18 protein-coding genes are annotated in these 17943 nt (G+C 53.8%); 2 read left to right on the plus strand and 16 right to left on the minus strand.

The annotated features are described in order from the left end of the window. Positions 1–308: 308 nt before the first annotated feature. The 7 genes from tatC to DSOUD_RS12910 all read right to left on the minus strand — a co-directional run bounded on the left by tatC (position 309) and on the right by DSOUD_RS12910 (position 5424). Complete coding sequence (gene tatC, locus DSOUD_RS12880) at positions 309–1034, minus strand: twin-arginine translocase subunit TatC (protein ID WP_053551394.1); 726 nt, start codon at positions 1032–1034, stop codon at positions 309–311. A 54-nt stretch (positions 1035–1088) separates the two neighbouring features. Then, on the minus strand, positions 1089–2024 hold the full coding sequence (gene secF / locus DSOUD_RS12885) for a protein translocase subunit SecF (RefSeq protein WP_053551395.1): 936 nt from the start codon (positions 2022–2024) through the stop codon (positions 1089–1091). A 1136-nt stretch (positions 2025–3160) separates the two neighbouring features. After that, the gene (locus DSOUD_RS12890; protein ID WP_232426445.1) at positions 3161–3823 is read right to left on the minus strand and encodes a flavodoxin family protein; all 663 of its coding nucleotides are present in this window, start codon (positions 3821–3823) and stop codon (positions 3161–3163) included. Positions 3824–3829: 6 nt separating this feature from the next. Next, positions 3830–4261 (minus strand): pyridoxamine 5'-phosphate oxidase family protein, encoded by a 432-nt coding sequence (locus DSOUD_RS12895; RefSeq protein WP_232426446.1) that lies wholly within the window; start codon positions 4259–4261, stop codon positions 3830–3832. A gap of 199 nt (positions 4262–4460) precedes the next feature. After that, positions 4461–4682, minus strand: coding sequence for a hypothetical protein (locus DSOUD_RS12900; protein WP_053551398.1), 222 nt, complete (start codon positions 4680–4682; stop codon positions 4461–4463). Between the two features lie 140 nt (positions 4683–4822). After that, positions 4823–5149 carry a type II toxin-antitoxin system RelE/ParE family toxin gene (locus DSOUD_RS12905; RefSeq protein WP_053551399.1) on the minus strand — a complete coding sequence of 109 codons (327 nt, stop codon included), beginning with the start codon at positions 5147–5149 and terminating at the stop codon, positions 4823–4825. Continuing rightward, positions 5149–5424, minus strand: coding sequence for a type II toxin-antitoxin system Phd/YefM family antitoxin (locus DSOUD_RS12910; RefSeq protein ID WP_053551400.1), 276 nt, complete (start codon positions 5422–5424; stop codon positions 5149–5151). The genes DSOUD_RS12905 and DSOUD_RS12910 overlap by 1 nt, the downstream gene beginning before the upstream one ends. 254 nt (positions 5425–5678) lie before the next feature. Here DSOUD_RS12910 and msrA point away from each other — a divergent pair, with 254 nt between their 5' ends. After that, the gene (gene msrA / locus DSOUD_RS12915) at positions 5679–6269 is read left to right on the plus strand and encodes a peptide-methionine (S)-S-oxide reductase MsrA (RefSeq protein WP_053551401.1); all 591 of its coding nucleotides are present in this window, start codon (positions 5679–5681) and stop codon (positions 6267–6269) included. A 219-nt stretch (positions 6270–6488) separates the two neighbouring features. On the opposite strand, the gene DSOUD_RS18540 is transcribed toward msrA, so the two are convergent. Then, the gene (locus tag DSOUD_RS18540) at positions 6489–6779 is read right to left on the minus strand and encodes a hypothetical protein (RefSeq protein ID WP_157671871.1); all 291 of its coding nucleotides are present in this window, start codon (positions 6777–6779) and stop codon (positions 6489–6491) included. Between the two features lie 347 nt (positions 6780–7126). Between DSOUD_RS18540 and DSOUD_RS12920 the strand changes: the two genes are divergently transcribed. Continuing rightward, a complete protein-coding gene (locus DSOUD_RS12920) occupies positions 7127–8122 on the plus strand; it encodes an IS30 family transposase (RefSeq protein WP_053550906.1) in 996 nt (331 codons plus the stop codon). A gap of 455 nt (positions 8123–8577) precedes the next feature. On the opposite strand, the gene DSOUD_RS17995 is transcribed toward DSOUD_RS12920, so the two are convergent. From DSOUD_RS17995 to DSOUD_RS12950, 8 genes are all read right to left on the minus strand, one after another. Then, positions 8578–10464, minus strand: a complete 1887-nt coding sequence (locus tag DSOUD_RS17995; protein WP_082351272.1) for an ATP-binding protein — start codon at positions 10462–10464, stop codon at positions 8578–8580. After that, on the minus strand, positions 10461–11528 hold the full coding sequence (locus tag DSOUD_RS18000; protein WP_082351273.1) for a DNA cytosine methyltransferase: 1068 nt from the start codon (positions 11526–11528) through the stop codon (positions 10461–10463). Before DSOUD_RS18000 ends, DSOUD_RS17995 begins: the two co-directional genes overlap by 4 nt. 562 nt (positions 11529–12090) lie before the next feature. Further along, a complete protein-coding gene (locus DSOUD_RS12925; RefSeq protein WP_082351274.1) occupies positions 12091–12432 on the minus strand; it encodes a hypothetical protein in 342 nt (113 codons plus the stop codon). A gap of 141 nt (positions 12433–12573) precedes the next feature. Beyond that, positions 12574–13284, minus strand: coding sequence for a 4'-phosphopantetheinyl transferase family protein (locus tag DSOUD_RS12930; protein WP_053551402.1), 711 nt, complete (start codon positions 13282–13284; stop codon positions 12574–12576). 3 nt (positions 13285–13287) lie between these two features. Further along, positions 13288–14277 (minus strand): NAD-dependent epimerase/dehydratase family protein, encoded by a 990-nt coding sequence (locus DSOUD_RS12935; protein ID WP_053551403.1) that lies wholly within the window; start codon positions 14275–14277, stop codon positions 13288–13290. Next, complete coding sequence (locus DSOUD_RS12940; RefSeq protein WP_053551404.1) at positions 14274–15938, minus strand: fatty acid CoA ligase family protein; 1665 nt, start codon at positions 15936–15938, stop codon at positions 14274–14276. The genes DSOUD_RS12935 and DSOUD_RS12940 overlap by 4 nt, the downstream gene beginning before the upstream one ends. Then, a complete protein-coding gene (locus DSOUD_RS12945; protein ID WP_053551405.1) occupies positions 15935–16825 on the minus strand; it encodes an alpha/beta fold hydrolase in 891 nt (296 codons plus the stop codon). Before DSOUD_RS12945 ends, DSOUD_RS12940 begins: the two co-directional genes overlap by 4 nt. Continuing rightward, positions 16825–17868, minus strand: a complete 1044-nt coding sequence (locus tag DSOUD_RS12950; RefSeq protein ID WP_053551406.1) for a 3-oxoacyl-ACP synthase III — start codon at positions 17866–17868, stop codon at positions 16825–16827. The genes DSOUD_RS12945 and DSOUD_RS12950 overlap by 1 nt, the downstream gene beginning before the upstream one ends. Positions 17869–17943 lie beyond the last annotated feature (75 nt).

The following is a 17943-nucleotide window of genomic DNA, read 5'->3' on the forward strand; positions in this document are numbered from 1 at the left end:
TCAATGCATTAGGCCAAATGGCCGACACAGTTGGGTGACGTGTTAAAAATCGCTTTCCGTACAATCTGCTGGAGGCGATTTCCTATAATGAAATCAGCTACATGCCGCCGAGAATGACTTTCAATGGCCTTGCCGGGCTCGAGGGCTCGAGGGACGCTGAGCTCGAGGCTCGAGGGACGCTGCTTGCTATTTTTCTATTTTTGCCATTACGTGTCTTAATCTGGCTGGATCAGCCCTCAATATCTTTTCCCCCCGCTTTGCTGCAAGCTTGGCCAGGTCCGACGCGGTTGCGCTGTTTCCGGCTGTCTTCACTCTTTTCCAAAAATCCTGCAACCCAAAATCCCGACCTCATAGAGGATGACGAAAGGAATGGCAATTGAGCACTGGGAGAGGACGTCTGGACCGGGCGTGATGAGTGCCCCAAAAGTAAATCCGACGATCAGCATATACTTCCGTTGGGCAACGAACCAGCAGCGATCCACCGTTCCCAGCCGGGCAAGAAGGATCATAAGCACCGGCAATTCACATACCATTCCGAAAGCCAGCACCATCTTTAATGCCAATGACAGATAGGACCCCATGGAGAGCATGGCATCGAGTTCACCGGAGCCACTCCCCATGCGAATCAGAACCTTGAAAATGACTGGGAAGATGTAATTGAAGCCCAGCCAGGCACCGGAAAGGAAACAAAGGTAACTGGTCATGACGAACGCCGCCCCGAGTCTTCCTTTCTGCCAGTGTAGAGCCGAGGCGAGAAATGCCCAGAACTGCCAGAGGATCACCGGCAGAGAAATAATCAGGGCTGCGGTGGCCGCTACCGTGAGGTGGGTAAAAACGGGTTCGGTGGCGGACAGGAAAACGAGTGAACTCCCTGGCGGCAAGGCCTCCTGTAACGGCGCTGAAAGCCAATGGAAGAGCCTTGCGGACATGTTGAGCAGAAGTAAAAAACAGACCAGCCAGCAACCACCGGCAATCATCAGCTTTTTGCGCAGATCTTCCAGATGATCTGTCAGTGGCTTCTGGCCTTCTAGCATAATTTCAAACTCTCCATGGCGTTAAAACTGCACAGCCGATCTCCAAGCAAGGCCTTATTGACTATTGCTAGCGGAAATGTTCCCCCCTGCCTTTCTGGGGAGGCGTTTTTCCCAAAACAGGAGCAGCGCGCTTGCCACGAAGATGCTGGAATAGGTGCCCGCGATAATCCCCACCAGCATGGCGAAGGCAAAGTCATGGATCACCCCACCGCCGAAGATAAAAAGGGAGACAACAACCAATAAAGTGGTCCCCGAAGTCAGGATGGTCCGCGACAGGGTTTGATTGATGCTGCGGTTGACGATAACGGCAAGCCCCTCCCCGTCGGATTTAGCGATCTCCTCGCGGATACGGTCGTAGATGATGATCGTATCATTTAGGGAGTAGCCGATGATCGCCAGGAACGCTGCAATGATCGGCAGGTCGATCTCCTTGCCGAAGAGGGAGAAAAACCCTAAAGTGACAAGAACATCGTGTGCCAGGGCGACGATCGCGGCGACGCCGAAACGGAATTCGAAACGCCAGGCAACGTAGATCAGGGTCCCCAGCAATGCGTAGACCACCGCAAGGAGTCCTTTCTGACGGAGATCCTTGCCGACTTGAGGGCCGACCATTTCAGAGCGCAAAATCTCCAGTTTGCTCGTGCCATATTTTGCTTCAAGCGCCTGTTTGAACTTCTGGGAGAGTTGGGCTGTGCTCCCCCCAGCCTCCGGCGTGCGGATCAGGAATTCCTCGGCGCTATCCCCGAATTGCTGCACGGTTAAACTTGTCAGCCCAAGCCCGACCAACGCATCCTTGATGTCTCCGGCCTGGGTCTTCGCGACAAAACGGACCTGAATCAGCGTGCCCCCGGCGAAATCCACTCCATACTTGGGACCACCTTGAATCAGCAACGACAGAAGTCCGGCGGCGATCACCACCAGTGAGATGATTACCGCGATGCGGTTTTTTCCAACAAAATCGATATTGGTTTGGGGCCTGATTATTTCCATACAATCTCCGAAAGGAAGGGGCAGATATCCACTTGCATAGACGAACGCACGCAAAAGCGCCGCACCCGTCAAGTCAGTCCGGGAAGGGTGCGAATGAACGTCATGCGGATCTAATGTTTTTAAAGGAGAGTGTGGATCAGCAGATCGGCGGGGGGCGCGGCAAAAACTGCGGCTGGCCTTCGAGAATACGGGAAGTCAGAAGATTGTTAAACGACGGGGAATTGCACGGCGGATCAGGGATGGCAGCCGAAAGCGGCTCAGGGAGTTCGGAGGGTAGGAAATCAAAAAGTAGGTTGCAGCACTGAAGCTTCTGGGCAGGAAGTGTCGTCTGCTCCAGTGTAGGGACAGGAGCACTCAGCGAGAGTGAAAGTGGAACTTCCACTGCCGGCTTAAGAAAAAAGCCAGCCCCCAGGGAAAAAAAGATTCCGATGAAAAGCCAAACCCAGCACTTTCGTGTCCGGGACAATGCCAATTGCGGGCGACAACAGAAGCCTGACATACCGTCCCTGGGGTGGCCTTTTTTATAAGATTGCTCAAAAACTAGAATGCTGTGATCAGCATAGATTAATGCCGCAGAGAAGTCCAGATGGTAATTCCGGGCTCGAGGGACGCTGCTTGCTATTTTTCTATTTTGCCATTACCTCCCTCAATCTGGCTGAATCAGCCCTCAAAATCTTCTCCCCCTGCGCTGCCGCAAGTCTGACACCCGAGGAGCAGAGGTACATAACCTGCCGACTTCATTCCCCCAATAACCATATTCAAATATCGCAAGATGGCAGATACAAGATTGTCTCCTCGGATGCGCGCGGCATTCCCTTAAACACGTCATTTTATAGCCAAAATGGGCCCTTTAAGGTCCAAAACAGTGCATCAATTCAATGTTTTTCGACCTGCATTCAATCCCTTGGGCAGGTCCGACCCGGTTGTACCCGGTTGTGAGGGGGGGGATTTCATTGGCCACAGGGGGGAATTTTTCCATGACCGATGACAGGAGCATCGAATGTTGAAATTTCAAGAACGTCCCCTCGGACAAGAACGTCCCCTCGGATTCACATAATTTCAACAATTAAACAACGTCCCCCTGGACCGTCCCCAGATAATTTCAACAATTAAACAACGTCCCCCTGGACCTTCCCCTATTCTCTGGCCAGCTTGCCTCCCAACCGCGTCGCCTTTTTCCGAATCCTATTTGAGATTGCCGGCTTCGGCTCCATCGCTGCCAGACCGATATACAGGACCTCGGTCTTTTTCGCCCCGAGCAGACCAGCCGCCTGTTTGAGCAGCTTGACAATGTTGCTGGAGAACCGTGCCACAATCTCCGGGGCCGCCGAAGAGGTAACCACCACGGCCTGCTTGGTGCGGAGCTGACTGCGGACTTTGGGGGCACCGGTCCCCCAGGGCCAATAGGCATAGCAGATCAACCGCTCCATGAATTTCTTCATGACGGCGGTGACGGTGCCAAAATTTATCGGGGATCCCAGCACAATGACATCGGCGGATTCGATTTTATTCAGAATCATGTCAACGTCGTCCTGAATAACGCATAGGCCTCGTCTCGCCTCGGCTTCCTGGGTACAGATCCGGCAATTCCTGCAGGATTCAATCTGCTGATCGATCAGGTAGATCTTCTCCGTCTCCCCTCCAGAAGCCATGGCGCCGGACAGTATTTCGTCGATCGCTGAATCGATGATCCCACCCTTGCGGTAACTGCCGACAATCGCCACTATTTTTCTCGTCATAATGGTCTCTCTCGCTGTTTCCTGTGTTTCGGAAGGGAGTTGGGGCTTGCGATGACGCATGGCCAGCTAACTTCGAGCCTTGCCGCTGATATGGTCGATCTCGATCTTCATGACTCGGGTGACCTTCTCCTTCTGGTCGATATACCTCTTCCCCTCCTCGATATAAGCCGGGGAATATTTCTCCAGAAGCCCCAGCAGGGCACTCTGCCGCTCCCCTTCCCAGACCTCCGAAGCGACCCCGAAGGCCACGACGCTTTCGTAGTCGGTGGCGAACCGGTCGGGCAGAATCCGCGTCCTGCCGACGACGCAGAACGAGACCTTCGGGTTTTCCGCCATATTGTCGAGCTTGTGCCCTTCAAGGGCAGAGTGAAAATAGATACAGCCATTCTGGTAGACATAGTTCAACGGCACCCCGTACGGCTGCCCGTCTGCGCCGACGGTCGACAGCACCCCGTATTCACCCCGGACGAGCAGGTCTTCGGCATTGCTGGCCGGCATTGCACGGTCTTTTCTGCGGAGTTCATTCATCGCTGAGAGACTTGTCTACGATTTTTCGGGACTGATGACGCCCCCATGACAACCATGCTTGAGGGATTTGGGGACAGGTCTGGCGATGACACATTTGTTTCATGGCACGACCTGTACCGCTTGGCGGGCTTTTCGTTAGGGAGGAGTGGCGGTGCAGGGGGATGGCCAGCTATTCGCGCACCTTATAGGCCGGATGGGCTTCGGTGTCGGCGCGATGAGCAACGAGGTCGCCGGCTATCTTCTTGAGCAGAAAGGTGGTTTGGTCGTGCTTTTCGTTCGATTCCCGGCGGAACTCTTGCAATTCGGTCCGCAGAGCGTCGTGCCCCTCGAGAACGAGTTCGAACTTTCCGCGGATGTCTTCAAGCAGCATCTCCAGGTGGTCCTTTTCCATGTTCCCCTCCTCTGTACCCGTGGTGAATGCTTCCGGAAGCATAGGCGAGATGGCCCCGGAGGTCAACGGGTAAGAAGGCACGAGGAGAAGTGAATGTCAGAAAGTCAAACCACCAAGTTCCCCTCCCGCTAGGTTTACCGTCAGCTTTCCAGCAAGCGCCTCTGCAGCAGCGTCTGCATATCCCGCCGCCCGTCGACGACCAGAAGGATATAAACGCGATTCTCGCTCACACGGTAAATCATCCGATAGGGCTTGAAGAAAACTTCCCGGTATTCGCGAATCCCCAGCGTCAGCAATTCTTTGGGATAGGTCCCGCGATCGGGGTACTCGGAGAGACTCGTGAGAGCTCTTTCGATCTGCGCCAAAACGTGATCCGCTTTTTCCGGCAGGTCGTATTGGGCAATATAGTGGTAAAGATCCTCGAGATCATGCGCCGCGGCATCGGTCAAAAAAACCGCGAAGGCCATCAGCAAGGTTCCTTCCGGTCCCGCATCCGTTTAAAGACCGCCTCGGCGGACACCACCTTCCCTTCCTCGATCTGCCGGTTGCCGAGGGCCAGGATTTTCAGCAGTGCCATCGTTTCCTGGGTCTGCTCGTAGCTTTCGATGTTCTGTATGACGACCTTGGCTTCCCCGTTCTGGGTGATGATCAACGGCTCCCGCTGTTCACCGAGGTTGCGAACGATTTCTGCGGCATGGGCTTTGAGGTAACTGATCGGTTTGATCTGGCTGGAGAGTTTCATTCGGTCCCCCTTTATGGATGGACCAAATATAGACCATGAACGGGTCGTGGTCAATGGTGGGGGAAGTCGCGAGTTCTGCAAAAAATTGTGTCAACGCAAAACCTCCCTCCACAAGGGTCCCCATATGATTTCAACAATTAAACAACGTCCCCAAGGGTTGCCTGAAGCTGTTCAAGTGATGGACGAATAACGGCCACCCGGTTCAATGGCCGGGTGGCCAGCCGCTTGTCAACCTCAGCATTCCGGGAGGTCTTATGAAAAGCAAACTGATCCTTACCCTGACAATCCCCCTGCTCCTTTTTGCCACGAATGCCTTGGCAGATAAAACGGTATTGGCCGGTGGATGTTTCTGGTGCATGGAGTCGGACTTTGAAAAACTCGATGGCGTCACCGACGTGGTTTCGGGATTTACCGGCGGCACGCTGGAAAATCCGACCTACAACGGCAATCATGCGGGGCACTATGAAGCGGTGGAAATCGCCTACGACCCGAAGCGGGTGAGTTACCAGCAGTTGCTCGACCATTACTGGGTGAACATCGATCCCTTTGATGCCGGCGGGCAGTTCTGTGACAGGGGCCACAGCTACCTGAGTGCCATTTTTGTCGCCAATGAAGCAGAAAGGAAGATTGCCGAGGAGTCCAAAAGGAGGGTTGAGGCGATGTTCCCGGGGAAAAAGGTGGTCACCCCCATCCTGGATGCGTCAACCTTCTATCCGATCAAGGGTAACGAAAGCTACCATCAGGATTTTTACAAGAAGAGCCCCGTTCGCTACAAGGTGTATCGCTGGAATTGTGGGCGGGATCAACGGTTGAAGGAAATTTGGGGGGATAAGGCGACGCATTGAGCCAGGGGATTTAAAATTGAAATCTGGCTGGATCTCGGGAGCAGAATACTTATCTTCTCCCTCACCTTCCTCAGAATTAAGTATGGTGTCCCCCGAACTCAAGTCGCGCCTCCCCATATCCTTTCATCGACAAAAAGAATCAATAGAAAAATAACAAGCAGCGGCCCCCGAGAAGCAGCGGCCCCCGAGACCAGACCGCTCTCGGACCATCCTGTTTTTTTATTTGTTATCACATTTAAATTTTAGATCAATTGAAAGACCAGATCTGTTTTCTTCAATAGGTAACATGTATTTTCCTTGGTCTTGACAATATTGATTTGCTGCCAATCTGACAATAGAACGAACTTCTCCAACATTTATACCTCCATAAGAAACGGCATACATATCATGTCCATAGGGTGTAATATTTTCTTTTGCTTTTTGGAGATGTGTCTTTCTCGCACAACCGGTAAAAGTTAAAACGGTAATAACGATAAGAAAACTTAAAAACCTAATTGAATTGTTATTCATTTTCTTTTTTCTCCCTTTGAACGGTATGGTGGCAATCTTTCTATTTGACAAGGATAATGGGGACGGAACAAGCCAACCCCATTGAATTACGGAGGCGAATTTGAGAATATCCCGGACGGGATTTTAACCCGTGTACTCAGACTGTAACTGCGAACAGACATTATTAATTCGTTGATTAATCAACAATTTTATATTTTGCACCAAACTCCCCATGGGCTAAATTGGGAGAATGGGTAGATTCAACTCGTAAGTGCACCACCCGCGAGGCTGGCTAAAAAGCAGGACATGATGGGGTTTCTGGTAGTGTTGGAAGTGCGAGCAACCATCCCACCAGAAAGGATCCCACCATGCCCTACACGCATCTTACTCCTCAGGAACGGTATGTCATCAGTCATTTGAAGGTAGCAAAATACAGCCTCCGGGAAATCGCCCGCAGGCTGGGCCGAAACCACACGACCATCAGCAGGGAGATCAAGCGCAACGGGCCTACCTACCCAGGTGGGGTCTACTGGTATTACGTCATCGACCCAATGGTCGAGAAAAAACGGCACAAAGCCAGAAGCTACCGGCGCCAGAATCATGCGCCCCTCGTCAAATATGTTGAGGACAAGCTACGAAGCGACTGGCCCCCCGAGGTGATCGCAGACCGGGTGCGTGCCGACCATCCGCATGACGAAAGGATGCGGGTGAGCCACGAAACAATTTACCGCTGGGTGTCTCAAGATGCGGGTCAGGGCGGAAGCCTGTATCAGCACCTGCGTCGCAGACGCAAGTATCGCCGGCGGCAGAAACGCTACGGGGCCGGACGTCGCTTCATCCCTGGCCGAGTCGGCATCGAGGAACGTTCCGAGGAGGTTGCCCAACGTTGTCGGTTTGGCGATTGGGAAGGCGATTTGGTTCTCGGCCGAAAAGGGATCGGGGCTATCGCCACCCATGTCGAGCGCAAGAGTCGGTATCTCATAGCCACTCTCTTGGCGGATCGCAAAGCCGACACGTTCAACGCAGCGGCAATTCCAGTCTATCAAGATTTGCCGAAGCACCTATGCCGGACGCTGACGCTGGATAACGGCAAGGAGTTCAGTCAGTTCAAAGATCTGGAGACCAAGACAGGGCTCTCGGTCTATTTTGCCGACCCCTACGCAGCTTGGCAGAGAGGGACAAACGAGAATACCAATGGATTGCTACGCTTCTACTTCCCCAAGGGAACTAACTTTAAACGCATATCAGCAACGGCTTTGCAAAAGGCCGTAGATCGGCTCAACAACAGGCCAAGAAAGTGCCTTGGCTACCGGACTCCCCAGGAAGTTTTCGCGGAAGCCCAAAGTGGTGCACTTGCAATGTGAATCTGCCATGATACTACAAATGCCGAGGGACGCTGCTTGCTATTTTTCTATTTTTGCCATTACCTGCTTTAACATGGCTGGATCGGCCCTCAACACGGGAATGTCCTGTCTGGCTAAACGTGGCATGGGTGGAATGGAACAGTTCGACAAAATGAATAAATAGAAAAATAGCAAGCAGCGTCCCCCAATATTAATTTGATCCTTGACCCGATAAAGGATTGAAGCTCTTTCAAGCGGATGTGTTTTTCACCTTCAGGCGAAAACACCAAAGTTCTAGGATAAGGCTTCCAAGATGTCAACTCAACTCGCAATCTTATAAACTTGGAAGCCTTACCCCGTTCGGCATTCGGGATTGAAAGCCTTTTAAAACAGGCCATGGGGCGTTCGCCACCTGCTAATTCAGATGGTAGTCCCTTACTTTGGGTTTTTCGTTAAAATTGGTGATTGGTTGACGATTAGCCTCTAATAGAAACATATCTTGATAGCTCGGCAATGTTTGCTTCTTTGCTTTTTGGGGTAATGTTTATTTTAGAACAAACATCCCTTATTTTAACTATGAAATCATCAAAACCAACAGAGGTCATATGAATTGAGTCATTATCAACTGAACTATTGTGCCATAATTGTTCAGTGTTTAGTGGTCTTTGAGGAATATGACCATTAATATTAAATATTTTATGTTTGCTTTGAGTTATCCAGCCAGCACCAACCTCGGAAACAGTGAACCATGACTCCGACATCACTTTACTGGTAACATAAACAACATATATTTTTTCATCAGAATAACTTTCAACGAAAAAATTTCTCAAATAATCAAATACACTTGTGTCTTCAGGTATCCTGCTTTCTCCATTGTCGCTACTTGCATATATAATATCAACCTCATTAATGTTATTAAAAATAAGCATTTGATATAATAGATCCGCAAGACTTTTGTCAACCCTTGCGTGGCTAATTAATAGTTTTCTTTTTTGTGAATCTAATTTTCTTTTTATGCCAACTATTGGTAATATTTCGTTTATTTTATTGTGAATAATACTTTTTATTTCATCGATATTTGCGCCAGACACTTTTGCAGCTATGTCGATAGCAGCACTGCTTGACGCAGTGTCTTTGTAAGAGTCGATTCTTTTCGCAAAATCAATTTCTTGTTGTTTTTGTTTTTCTTGTTTTTGTTTATTTGCTTCGCTTTTTTTCAAAGTGGCATAAACGGCACGTAAATCTACAATACTGGGGAGTAATTTTCCCTGCACATAAGAGATAACTTCTGTGTAACGTTTGTCATCACTTTTATAACCTTGACGGTTACTTAACGCCATGTCAGGCAATTCTGGTTCTTCAAATAGATCAACATGTAATTGACCAACAATATAAACTTCATTCAATCTATTTCTTCCAACATTAGGAAGAATGTTGAATTCACCGAGTTTTTTATTAGAAAGAAGGGAAATAAAGTTGTCAGGGAAATCCTCTGGATCGTTTTTTCTTCCCCTAGTTGTTCTATATACCCCAATCCAGCCTTCAATTTCTAAATCATAATCAGATCTTCCACCAGTTTTTTTTGCCAAATTTATTTTATTAGAGATTTTTGGCTTGAGGTAGATCATTCGTTTGTTGTTATTTTCTGGAAGTAAACTATTGAAATAGTCCTTCAGGTAATAGAACCTCTCGCCTAAAATAATCAGACCACCTAGTTCTTTAATCATTTCCTTGTCGAAGTTTTCAACAACAATTGATTTACCTTGCCTGAAAATATGGATCTTAAAACTATCATCTACAAGTGGAAAAATTTTGAGAAGATTTTTTTTGATAGCATTCGGAGTTTTGTGAAGACCGTACTGAGGGCTTGTCATTACAATCGCGGTACCGTCGCCCTCAATTTTGCGAAATTTAATATCCTCATCAGGCAATGATGAAAGTTGGTGATCAGCTCCAACATGACGGGCTAGCACAAATCCTGATTTTTCGTTGTTTTTGGATGTCAATACGTGGACATTTTCTGAAACAGACAAGGCCGCTAATTTCCCAACGCCTTTTCGCCCCATCCTCTTTCGGCGCCCACTTGCACTGTAAATGTTATCGGTAGCAGTGCGTGTTTCCACTGCGACATTAAGATAGCGTTCAATGTCACCTTCACTGTAAGACATTCCTGTACCGTCATCTTCAACGATTATTGAACCTTCCTCTTCAATTATGTAAACATTTGAAGCATCAGCGTCATAGGCATTAGCAACCAATTCAGCTAATACGTAATAGATGTTCGTATAAAGGCTAGGTCCAAGTAATTCAAGAATTCTTGGGTCAATGTTGATTTTATAGGTACGTTGTTCTGGTAGTGTCATGACACATCCTTAATATGCTTCAAGATTGACCTCCCGATTATCTCCCCAAGTCGAACAGGTACGGCATTTCCGATATGCCTACCAATAATTTTAAAACTAAATTCTTCTTTTGGATTTACGAATTTATAGTTTCTAGGGAAGGTTTGCAGTATTGCGCCCTCGCGTAAAGATAAAGCACGGTTTTGCGACGGATGTCCAAAACGACCGGTTCCATATGAAAAAAATTGGGTAGTCATTGTTACCGAAGGCCTATTCCAATTTAGTCGACCATAAACACTGGAATATGATTGACCCGATGCTTTGGTGTAGCAATCCGGCAACAAGGAAGTGTCCCAGTCTCGCCATGTTCCGTCAGGCATAGATTGTTTAATGCGTTTTAGGTTCAGATTTGAAAGAAAAGCCGATCTATGAATCCTGTCCTTTGGGTCTGTTGTCCCCGCATCTAGTGGTGGTAGTTGTCCAATTACATCTCTTACCGTTTTTTGTTTGATTTTTGCTTTATGTGTTTCAGGTATTAGGTTTATTTCGCCAAGCCTAGAGGCCAGCAAGACAAGTCGCCTTCTGAATTGTGGTACACCATATTCTTCACACTTAACAATTTTGTGACTAACATGGTAACCAAGGCCAACAAGGTGGCTAATGAAGTCTGTAAATACGCTGTACTTAGTTAGACCTGGTACGTTTTCCATTGAAATAATGTCAGGTTTTATTTCAGTAATTTTATCTGAGAATGAATAAAGAAGGTTCCATTTTTTATCTAAAGATCTATCTTTGTTTTTTTGAGTGTGCTTTGAAAACGTTTGACATGGGGCACACCCTACCAAGACTTTGATAGCTTTTTTTGAATACTTTATGATAAGTTTTTCTGATGGATATGTTGAAATATCAGCATCAATAAACTCTGTATCATTATTTTCTTCGTACGCATATTTACAGGATTTATCGAAGTCCAAACCAGCTAAAATTACGATTCCCGCTTTTTGCATTCCATAGGTGAGCCCGCCTATGCCGCAAAACAAATCTATTGCCTCAACTTTTTTATTAACCTCAATCGGTCTAGCCATAATAATCCTTGGGTTATAATCCTGTCGTGTTTAGTTTTTCTTCAGCAGGTATGTGAAAGGAGAATCTGGTGAACTAAAAAAGCCATACGGAGTCTCGGGGTCGGACCAAGCCAAGTCACCGTTTTTCAACAGGAAACATCCCAAAAATGTACGTTTTTTGGCCTTATGGCTCGATTTTCGCCCCCAAAAACAGGGTTATAATTTTTTTCTGTCTCCGAGACCTGATAGGGGGCAACCCTTGACACGGGACAAACTTCTACTCCCCGTCCTCCTTCACCCTCCACACCACCCCATGCGCCGCGCCATCCTTGCGGTGGGCGGCCATATCGCTAACGACGGCATCGAGCTTAACCTCCATCCCGCCCGTTCGGTTTTCAAGTCCCTCCATCCTGACGGAGTCTCGGGGTCGGACCAAGCCAAGTCACCGTTTTTCAACAGGAAACATCCCAAAAATGTACGTTTTTTGGCCTTATGGCTCGATTTTCGCCCCCAAAAACAGGGTTATAATTTTTTTCTGTCTCCGAGACCTGATAGGGGGCAACCCTTGACACGGGACAAACTTCTACTCCCCGTCCTCCTTCACCCTCCACACCACCCCATGCGCCGCGCCATCCTTGCGGTGGGCGGCCATATCGCTAACGACGGCATCGAGCTTAACCTCCATCCCGCCCGTTCGGTTTTCAAGTCCCTCCATCCTGCCATCAATCCGGTCAATCTTGTCGCCGAGCATCTGATGCCCCTCGACGACGATGTCCAGTTTCTGCTGGAAACCCTTGCTGAAAATCCCGAGATGGACTTTGAAGTTTTCAGCCGCAGCATCGACCTTGTTCCCGAACTTCTCGGCCAGTTCCCCCATGTGATGCCTGAACATCGCTTCGAACTCCTTCTTCTCAGCAGCGTCCATCGCCCCTCCGTACAATTGCTTTCGCCTTGCCAAATCCCCCCAGGCAAACCTGAACGGGGGTTTATGTTACGCCATCAGCCTACCAGCCTCAAGCCTCTTAATTATTATTGTGAAGGGAATAAGATGACTTGGGCAATCGTCTTAGAGGGGCCACTCCCACCGCCGCACAACCCCAACCTCCCCCCCCACCGCCAAAGCCCCAAGATAACCACGCCCCACCGGAAAACTCCGTACCCGCCAAGCCGCATCCTCTCCCGAAGCCCGCTCCAGCAGCCCAACATCCCTCGACGGAACAGAAAACCCCCACCCCATCCCCTTAAGCCATGCCTCCTTCCGAGTCCACATCCGATAAAAAGCCCGCCGCCTGCGCGCCGGCGAAACCTCCCCAAGCAATGCATTCTCCCCCGGAGTAAAGAACTGCGCCGCCAGCCGCTCGAAATCGAGGGCGGGATCGATCTCTTCAATGTCGACGCCAACCTCCATCCCACAGGTCACGGCAAACAAAGCCCAGGGCCCGGAATGGGAAAGATTGAAGGAGAGGGCCCTCCCGCCCTCCCCGGCCAAAAACGGCTTGCCGTTGATACCAGACCCAAAGACCAGGCCGGCAGGATCAGCATCGAGGTAAAGGGAGAGGATCTGACGCAGCAGGGCGCGGCCGACAGTAAAGCGCCGGGCTTTCACGGGGTCAAGCAGGCGGGCGGCGCGAGCCGCCTCAGAGGGGTCGAGAAGGGTCTGGAGAGAAGCGAAGGTGGAATCGGGGACATCAAGACAGGCGCGCCAAAGATGAACCTCCCCCGCCGCAAGGGCGATGGTCTCCGGCGGAGCCGTCCATGGGGAGATGATCGGCGGCATCGCTTATCCCTTCGTGAGTGACCTCTTGAGTCGATCCATCCCCTCGTCGAAGGAGACTTGGGGATCGAAGCCGAAATCGCGCCGGGCGGCGCTGAGATCGAACCAGTGGGCGGTGGAGAGCTCGCGGGCCAGAAAGCGGGTCATGCGCGGCTCCCCCGGCAGGGAGAAGGTGCGGTAGATCGTTTCGAGCAGGGCACCGGCGGCATAGGCGATCCGCGGCGAGATGGTGCGCCTGACGGGGGGGAGGCCTCCGGCGGCGAGGATGCGGTTGACGACCTCCCAGACCGGCAACGGTTCCCCCTGGGAGAGGAAGTAGGCCTTGCCGGCGACAGGGGAGCCGACGGCGAGGTGGTCGGCGGCCTGCAGGTGGGCCCTGGCGGCGTTGTCGACGTAGATGGTGTCGACCAGGCACTCTTTCGAGCCGATTTTGCGCAGGGCCCCTTTTTTGCCGCGCTCGAGGATCCGCGGCACCAGGTGGTTGTCCCCCGGCCCCCAGATCAGGTGCGGGCGAAGGGCGACGGTGGCCAGGGATGCATCGTTGGCGGCGAGGACGAGTTTTTCCGCCTCGGCCTTGGTCCGGGGGTAGAAAGCCTCGAAGTGTTCGGGATAGGGGACCGACTCGTCGACCCCTTCCATGTCGGAGCCGTCGAAGACGACGCTCGGCGAGCTGGTGTAGACGAGGCGGCCGATGGACTGTTCACGGCAGGCGGCGATGACGTTGGCGGTCCCTGTAACGTTGGTGCGGTAGAAGTCCTCGAAAGCGCCCCAGACCCCGGCCTTGGCGGCGACGTGGAAGACGATGTCGCACCCTTTGGCGGCTGCGGAAACCGCTACTGCGTCTTCGAGGGCGCCGCAGGCGTGCTCGACTCCGAGGTCAGTCAATTCCGGATGGGGGGTGCGGGAGAAGGAGCGGACGGTGTCGCCGCGCTCGATGAGCATCTTGACGATCGCCTTGCCGAGGAAGCCCCCGCCGCCGGTGACCAGCGCCTTCATCGCAGCTCCTTTGCCGCCCAGAGGGCGAGCTTCTCGCGGAAGATCTTGGCGTTGTGGCGGATGTCGACGGGGAAAGCCGGATGGAAGAGGAGGGTCTTGATCCCGGCGGTCAACTCGTTTCCCGCCCCGAGGGCGAGGAGCTCCTCGCGGATCGCCCCGTGCCGGGACTTATCGACGCCCCTTTCGAGCTCGATGCAGATGACCGGCGTCTGGCTCCCGGCTGCGCCGAGGCCGACGAGGGCGCTGCGGAAGACGGCCGGGTGGGTGTTGTAGATCGCCTCGCAGGGGATGGTGTAGAGATCGCCTTTGGCGGTCTTCACCCGGTGGCTCTTGCGGCCGCAGAACCAGATGCGCCCGACGGCATCCCGGTAGCCGAGGTCTCCCATGCGGTGATAGAAGCCCCCCTTCTCGCCGCCGTCGATCTTGGCCAGGGCCGTCGACTCGGGGCGATTATAATAGCTGCGAGTGACCTGGGGCCCCTTGACGACGATCTCGCCGATCGCCCCTTCTGCAACGCGCAGGGTGTCGTTCCAGCTTCCGATCGCCTCGTCGCTGACGGCGATGATCTCCAGTTCGATCCCGGGAACCGGCCTGCCGATGCAGACCCCCCTCCCCTGTTCGGTGAGGGTGCGGGTCTCGCCCAAAATCTCGGTGCTGCCGATGGAGCAGACGGGGAGCGATTCGGTGGCGCCGTAGGGGGTGAAGATCTGCGTCCCCGGCTCAAGCATGGCGCAGTAGCGCTCGAGGACCGTCGCCGGGACCGGGGCGCCGGCGGAGATGACTCTTTTTAAAGACGGGAGTTTCGTGCCGTGCTTCTGGCCGTAAAGGCCGACGCGGTTGATGAGGGCCGGGGAGCCGAACATGTTGCTGACGCCGAAGTTCTCGATCGCTTCGATGATCTTCAAGGGGTCGACGCTTGCCGGGCGAGTGAAATCCATCTCGGGAATGACCGAGGTCATCCCCAGGGCGGGAGCAAAGAGGGCGAAGAGGGGAAAGGTCGGGAGGTCGATCTCGCCGGGGCGGATGTCGTAGAGGCTGCGCAGCGCCTCGATTTGGGCTGCGAAGTTGCCGTGGGAGTAGACCGCCCCCTTGGGGAGGCCGGTGCTGCCGCTGGTAAAGAGGATCGCCGCCGTCTCTTCGCCGTCGGTCCGGGCCAGAGTGTAGGGGGTCCCCGGAGGGACGGAGGCGCAGATCCCGGCGAGGGTCTTGCCGCCCCAGCCGAACTTTTTGCCGACGGTCAGGAGCCTTGTCAGCGACCCCTTCCCCCAGCCGAGGACGAGGCGGGCGACGTGGGCCTTGGGGATGCCGATGAAGGCTTCGGGGGCGGCCTCTTTAATGCAGGCCTTGAGGTTTTTCACCCCCATCCCCGGATCGATGAGGACCGGGACGGCGCCGACCTTGAAGAGGGCAAAGGTCAGGGCGAAAAATTCGAGACCGGGGGAGACCATGAGGGCCGTGCGCACGCCGCGGCCGATACCGAACCCTTCGAGGGCGCAGGCGATGCGGTTGCTCTCGGCTTCGAGCTGCTGGTAGGTGAAGTGTGTGTAACAGGGGCGTCCGCTGGCATCGCGCCCGGCGGGGAAAAAGACCGCCGGGGTGTGGGGCTGGAGGCGGGCCATCTCCGGGAGGTGGGCGGCGATGTTGGCGAAGGGGGCGCTCATGGCCTGGGAGCGAGGGGGTGGGCGGCGAGGAAGTCGCGGATGATGGGGATGACCTCGTCTTTGGCGTCTTCGAGGATGTAGTGGCCGCAGTCGGCAAAGGCGTGGACCTCGGCCTCGGGGAAGCGGCGCGTCCACTCGGTGAGGAATTGGCTGTCGAAGACGAAATCCATCTCTCCCCAGCAGATGACCATCGGCCGGTTGATAAAGCGCGCCAGCCCCTGCTCGACCTCGGTGATCAGGTCATAACCGGGATCCTCGGGCTCAAGGGGAATGTCCTGAACGAATCGCAGGGTGGCGATGCGGTTCTTCCACGAATCGTAGGGGGAGCAGTAGGCGTCGCGCAGCTCCCTGGTCATCGGGTTGCGCTTGCAGCCGACCCGGGCCGCGCCGCGGGCGAAGGCGTTGAACCCGCGGACGAGGAGAGTGCCGAGAAAGGTGTCGCGGCAGATCTTCAGCCCGAGGGGGAAGGTCTTGCCGGCGGGGAGGTGGAAGGCGGCGGTGTTGAGAATCACCAAACGGGCGATGCGCTCGGGATGGCGGCAGGCGTAGGCCATGCCGATCATCCCCCCCCAGTCGTGCAGGACCAAGGTGATGCGCTCGCGGATTTCCAGGCTCTCGAGGAGCGCGTCGAGATCGTCCACCCGCTGTTGCAGGGTATAGGGGTAGGCGCTGTCGTCCGGCTTGCTCGAAAATCCGCAGCCGATGTGGTCGGGAACCACCACCCGGTAGTCGGAGCGAAGCGAGAGCACCAGGTTGCGGTAGTAGAAGGACCAGGAGGGGTTGCCGTGGACCATCACCACCGGATCCCCGGTCCCCTCGTCGAGGTAGTGGTAGTTCAGGTCTCCGAGTTCGAGATAGTGGCTGGAGAAGGGATAGAGAGACTCCATTACCACTGGATCCCGAGCATCAGACAGTTGAGGCCGCTGCCGATCCCCAGAAAGGCGACGAGATCGCCGGGGAGGAGGGCGTCGCGCTCCTTGGCGATGGCGGCGGTTACCGGCAGGGAGACGGTCCCCATGTTGCCGAGAAATTCGAAGGTGGTGAAGTCCTTCTCCGGAGCGATGCCGATGGTCTGCAGGATCAGGCGCTGATGGGCCTCCCCGACCTGGTGGCAGATGACCTTGCCGATCCGCTCGGTGGTCAGCTCCATCTCGGAGAGGAAGAGCTCCCAGGTCTTCTTCCCCAGCTCGACGCCGTGCTTCATCACCGCCACCGCGTCGGTCTCCATGTAGGGGACGGGGTGCGCCGGGTTGTCGGAACGGATCCCCCAGCGGCAGAGGGCGTGGAACTGGGGTGCGGCGACATTGACGCCGCCGAGGAGCCGGGGGCGCCGGGAGGGGGAAAAGGAGCCGTCGGTGAGGAGGACCGCCACGGCGCCGGAGCCGCCGGTGAGCGTCGCCAGGGAGGTGGTGAAGAGGGCCATGCTCGGGTTGTCGAGCATCCGCTGAATCATGATCTCGTTGATTTCCCGGGACGACTCGCAGGCCACCACCAGGCCGGCGCGGATCTGGCCGAGCTCGATGCGGTTGGCGATATCGAGAACGCCGTTGAGAACGCCGAGGCAGGCGTTGGAGAGGTCGTAGACGGCGGCGTTCCCCTGGATGCCGAGGGCGGCGGCAACCTGGCAGGCGGTGGCCGGCTCGAAGTGCTCGCGGCAAACCCCGGCATAGACCAGGGCGCCGATGTCCTGCGGGGCGATGTTCTTTTCCTGGATCGCCTTTTTCGCCGCCGCAATCGCCCCCTGGGAGACCGGGGTGTTCGGCTTCCACCAGCGCCGTTCGCGGATGCCGGTGAGGGCCTCGAGCTGGCCCGGAGCGATGTGCAGGGCATCGTACATCGGCTTGAGCCGGTTCTCCAGTTCGGTCGAGGTGACGACGATGGGAGCCAGTTCGTAACCGACCGACTCGATATAAACTCGGGAATATCTCATAAACACCATTGGGTTTGCGTGGTCGATGGCCTGGTTAAAAAACGCTCCATCCTACCTTTTATGGCCGATTTAGGC

The organism is Desulfuromonas soudanensis, assembly GCF_001278055.1.
Lineage (GTDB): Bacteria > Desulfobacterota > Desulfuromonadia > Desulfuromonadales > WTL > Deferrimonas > Deferrimonas soudanensis.

Bases quoted from the DNA above. Each gene is read 5' to 3' on its own strand.
- DSOUD_RS12940 (WP_053551404.1), bottom strand. From the start codon at position 15,938: ATGAGCGCCCCCTTCGCCAACATCGCCGCCCACCTCCCGGAGATGGCC.
- DSOUD_RS18540 (WP_157671871.1), bottom strand. From the start codon at position 6,779: ATGAATAACAATTCAATTAGGTTTTTAAGTTTTCTTATCGTTATTACC.
- DSOUD_RS12945 (WP_053551405.1), bottom strand. From the start codon at position 16,825: ATGGAGTCTCTCTATCCCTTCTCCAGCCACTATCTCGAACTCGGAGAC.
- DSOUD_RS12935 (WP_053551403.1), bottom strand. From the start codon at position 14,277: ATGAAGGCGCTGGTCACCGGCGGCGGGGGCTTCCTCGGCAAGGCGATC.
- DSOUD_RS12905 (WP_053551399.1), bottom strand. From the start codon at position 5,149: ATGGCCTTCGCGGTTTTTTTGACCGATGCCGCGGCGCATGATCTCGAG.
- tatC (WP_053551394.1), bottom strand. From the start codon at position 1,034: ATGCTAGAAGGCCAGAAGCCACTGACAGATCATCTGGAAGATCTGCGC.
- DSOUD_RS18000 (WP_082351273.1), bottom strand. From the start codon at position 11,528: ATGGCTAGACCGATTGAGGTTAATAAAAAAGTTGAGGCAATAGATTTG.
- DSOUD_RS17995 (WP_082351272.1), bottom strand. From the start codon at position 10,464: ATGACACTACCAGAACAACGTACCTATAAAATCAACATTGACCCAAGA.
- DSOUD_RS12910 (WP_053551400.1), bottom strand. From the start codon at position 5,424: ATGAAACTCTCCAGCCAGATCAAACCGATCAGTTACCTCAAAGCCCAT.
- DSOUD_RS12925 (WP_082351274.1), bottom strand. From the start codon at position 12,432: ATGGACGCTGCTGAGAAGAAGGAGTTCGAAGCGATGTTCAGGCATCAC.
- secF (WP_053551395.1), bottom strand. From the start codon at position 2,024: ATGGAAATAATCAGGCCCCAAACCAATATCGATTTTGTTGGAAAAAAC.
- DSOUD_RS12950 (WP_053551406.1), bottom strand. From the start codon at position 17,868: ATGAGATATTCCCGAGTTTATATCGAGTCGGTCGGTTACGAACTGGCT.
- DSOUD_RS12930 (WP_053551402.1), bottom strand. From the start codon at position 13,284: ATGCCGCCGATCATCTCCCCATGGACGGCTCCGCCGGAGACCATCGCC.
- msrA (WP_053551401.1), top strand. From the start codon at position 5,679: ATGAAAAGCAAACTGATCCTTACCCTGACAATCCCCCTGCTCCTTTTT.
- DSOUD_RS12920 (WP_053550906.1), top strand. From the start codon at position 7,127: ATGCCCTACACGCATCTTACTCCTCAGGAACGGTATGTCATCAGTCAT.
- DSOUD_RS12900 (WP_053551398.1), bottom strand. From the start codon at position 4,682: ATGGAAAAGGACCACCTGGAGATGCTGCTTGAAGACATCCGCGGAAAG.
- DSOUD_RS12890 (WP_232426445.1), bottom strand. From the start codon at position 3,823: ATGCGTCATCGCAAGCCCCAACTCCCTTCCGAAACACAGGAAACAGCG.
- DSOUD_RS12895 (WP_232426446.1), bottom strand. From the start codon at position 4,261: ATGCCGGCCAGCAATGCCGAAGACCTGCTCGTCCGGGGTGAATACGGG.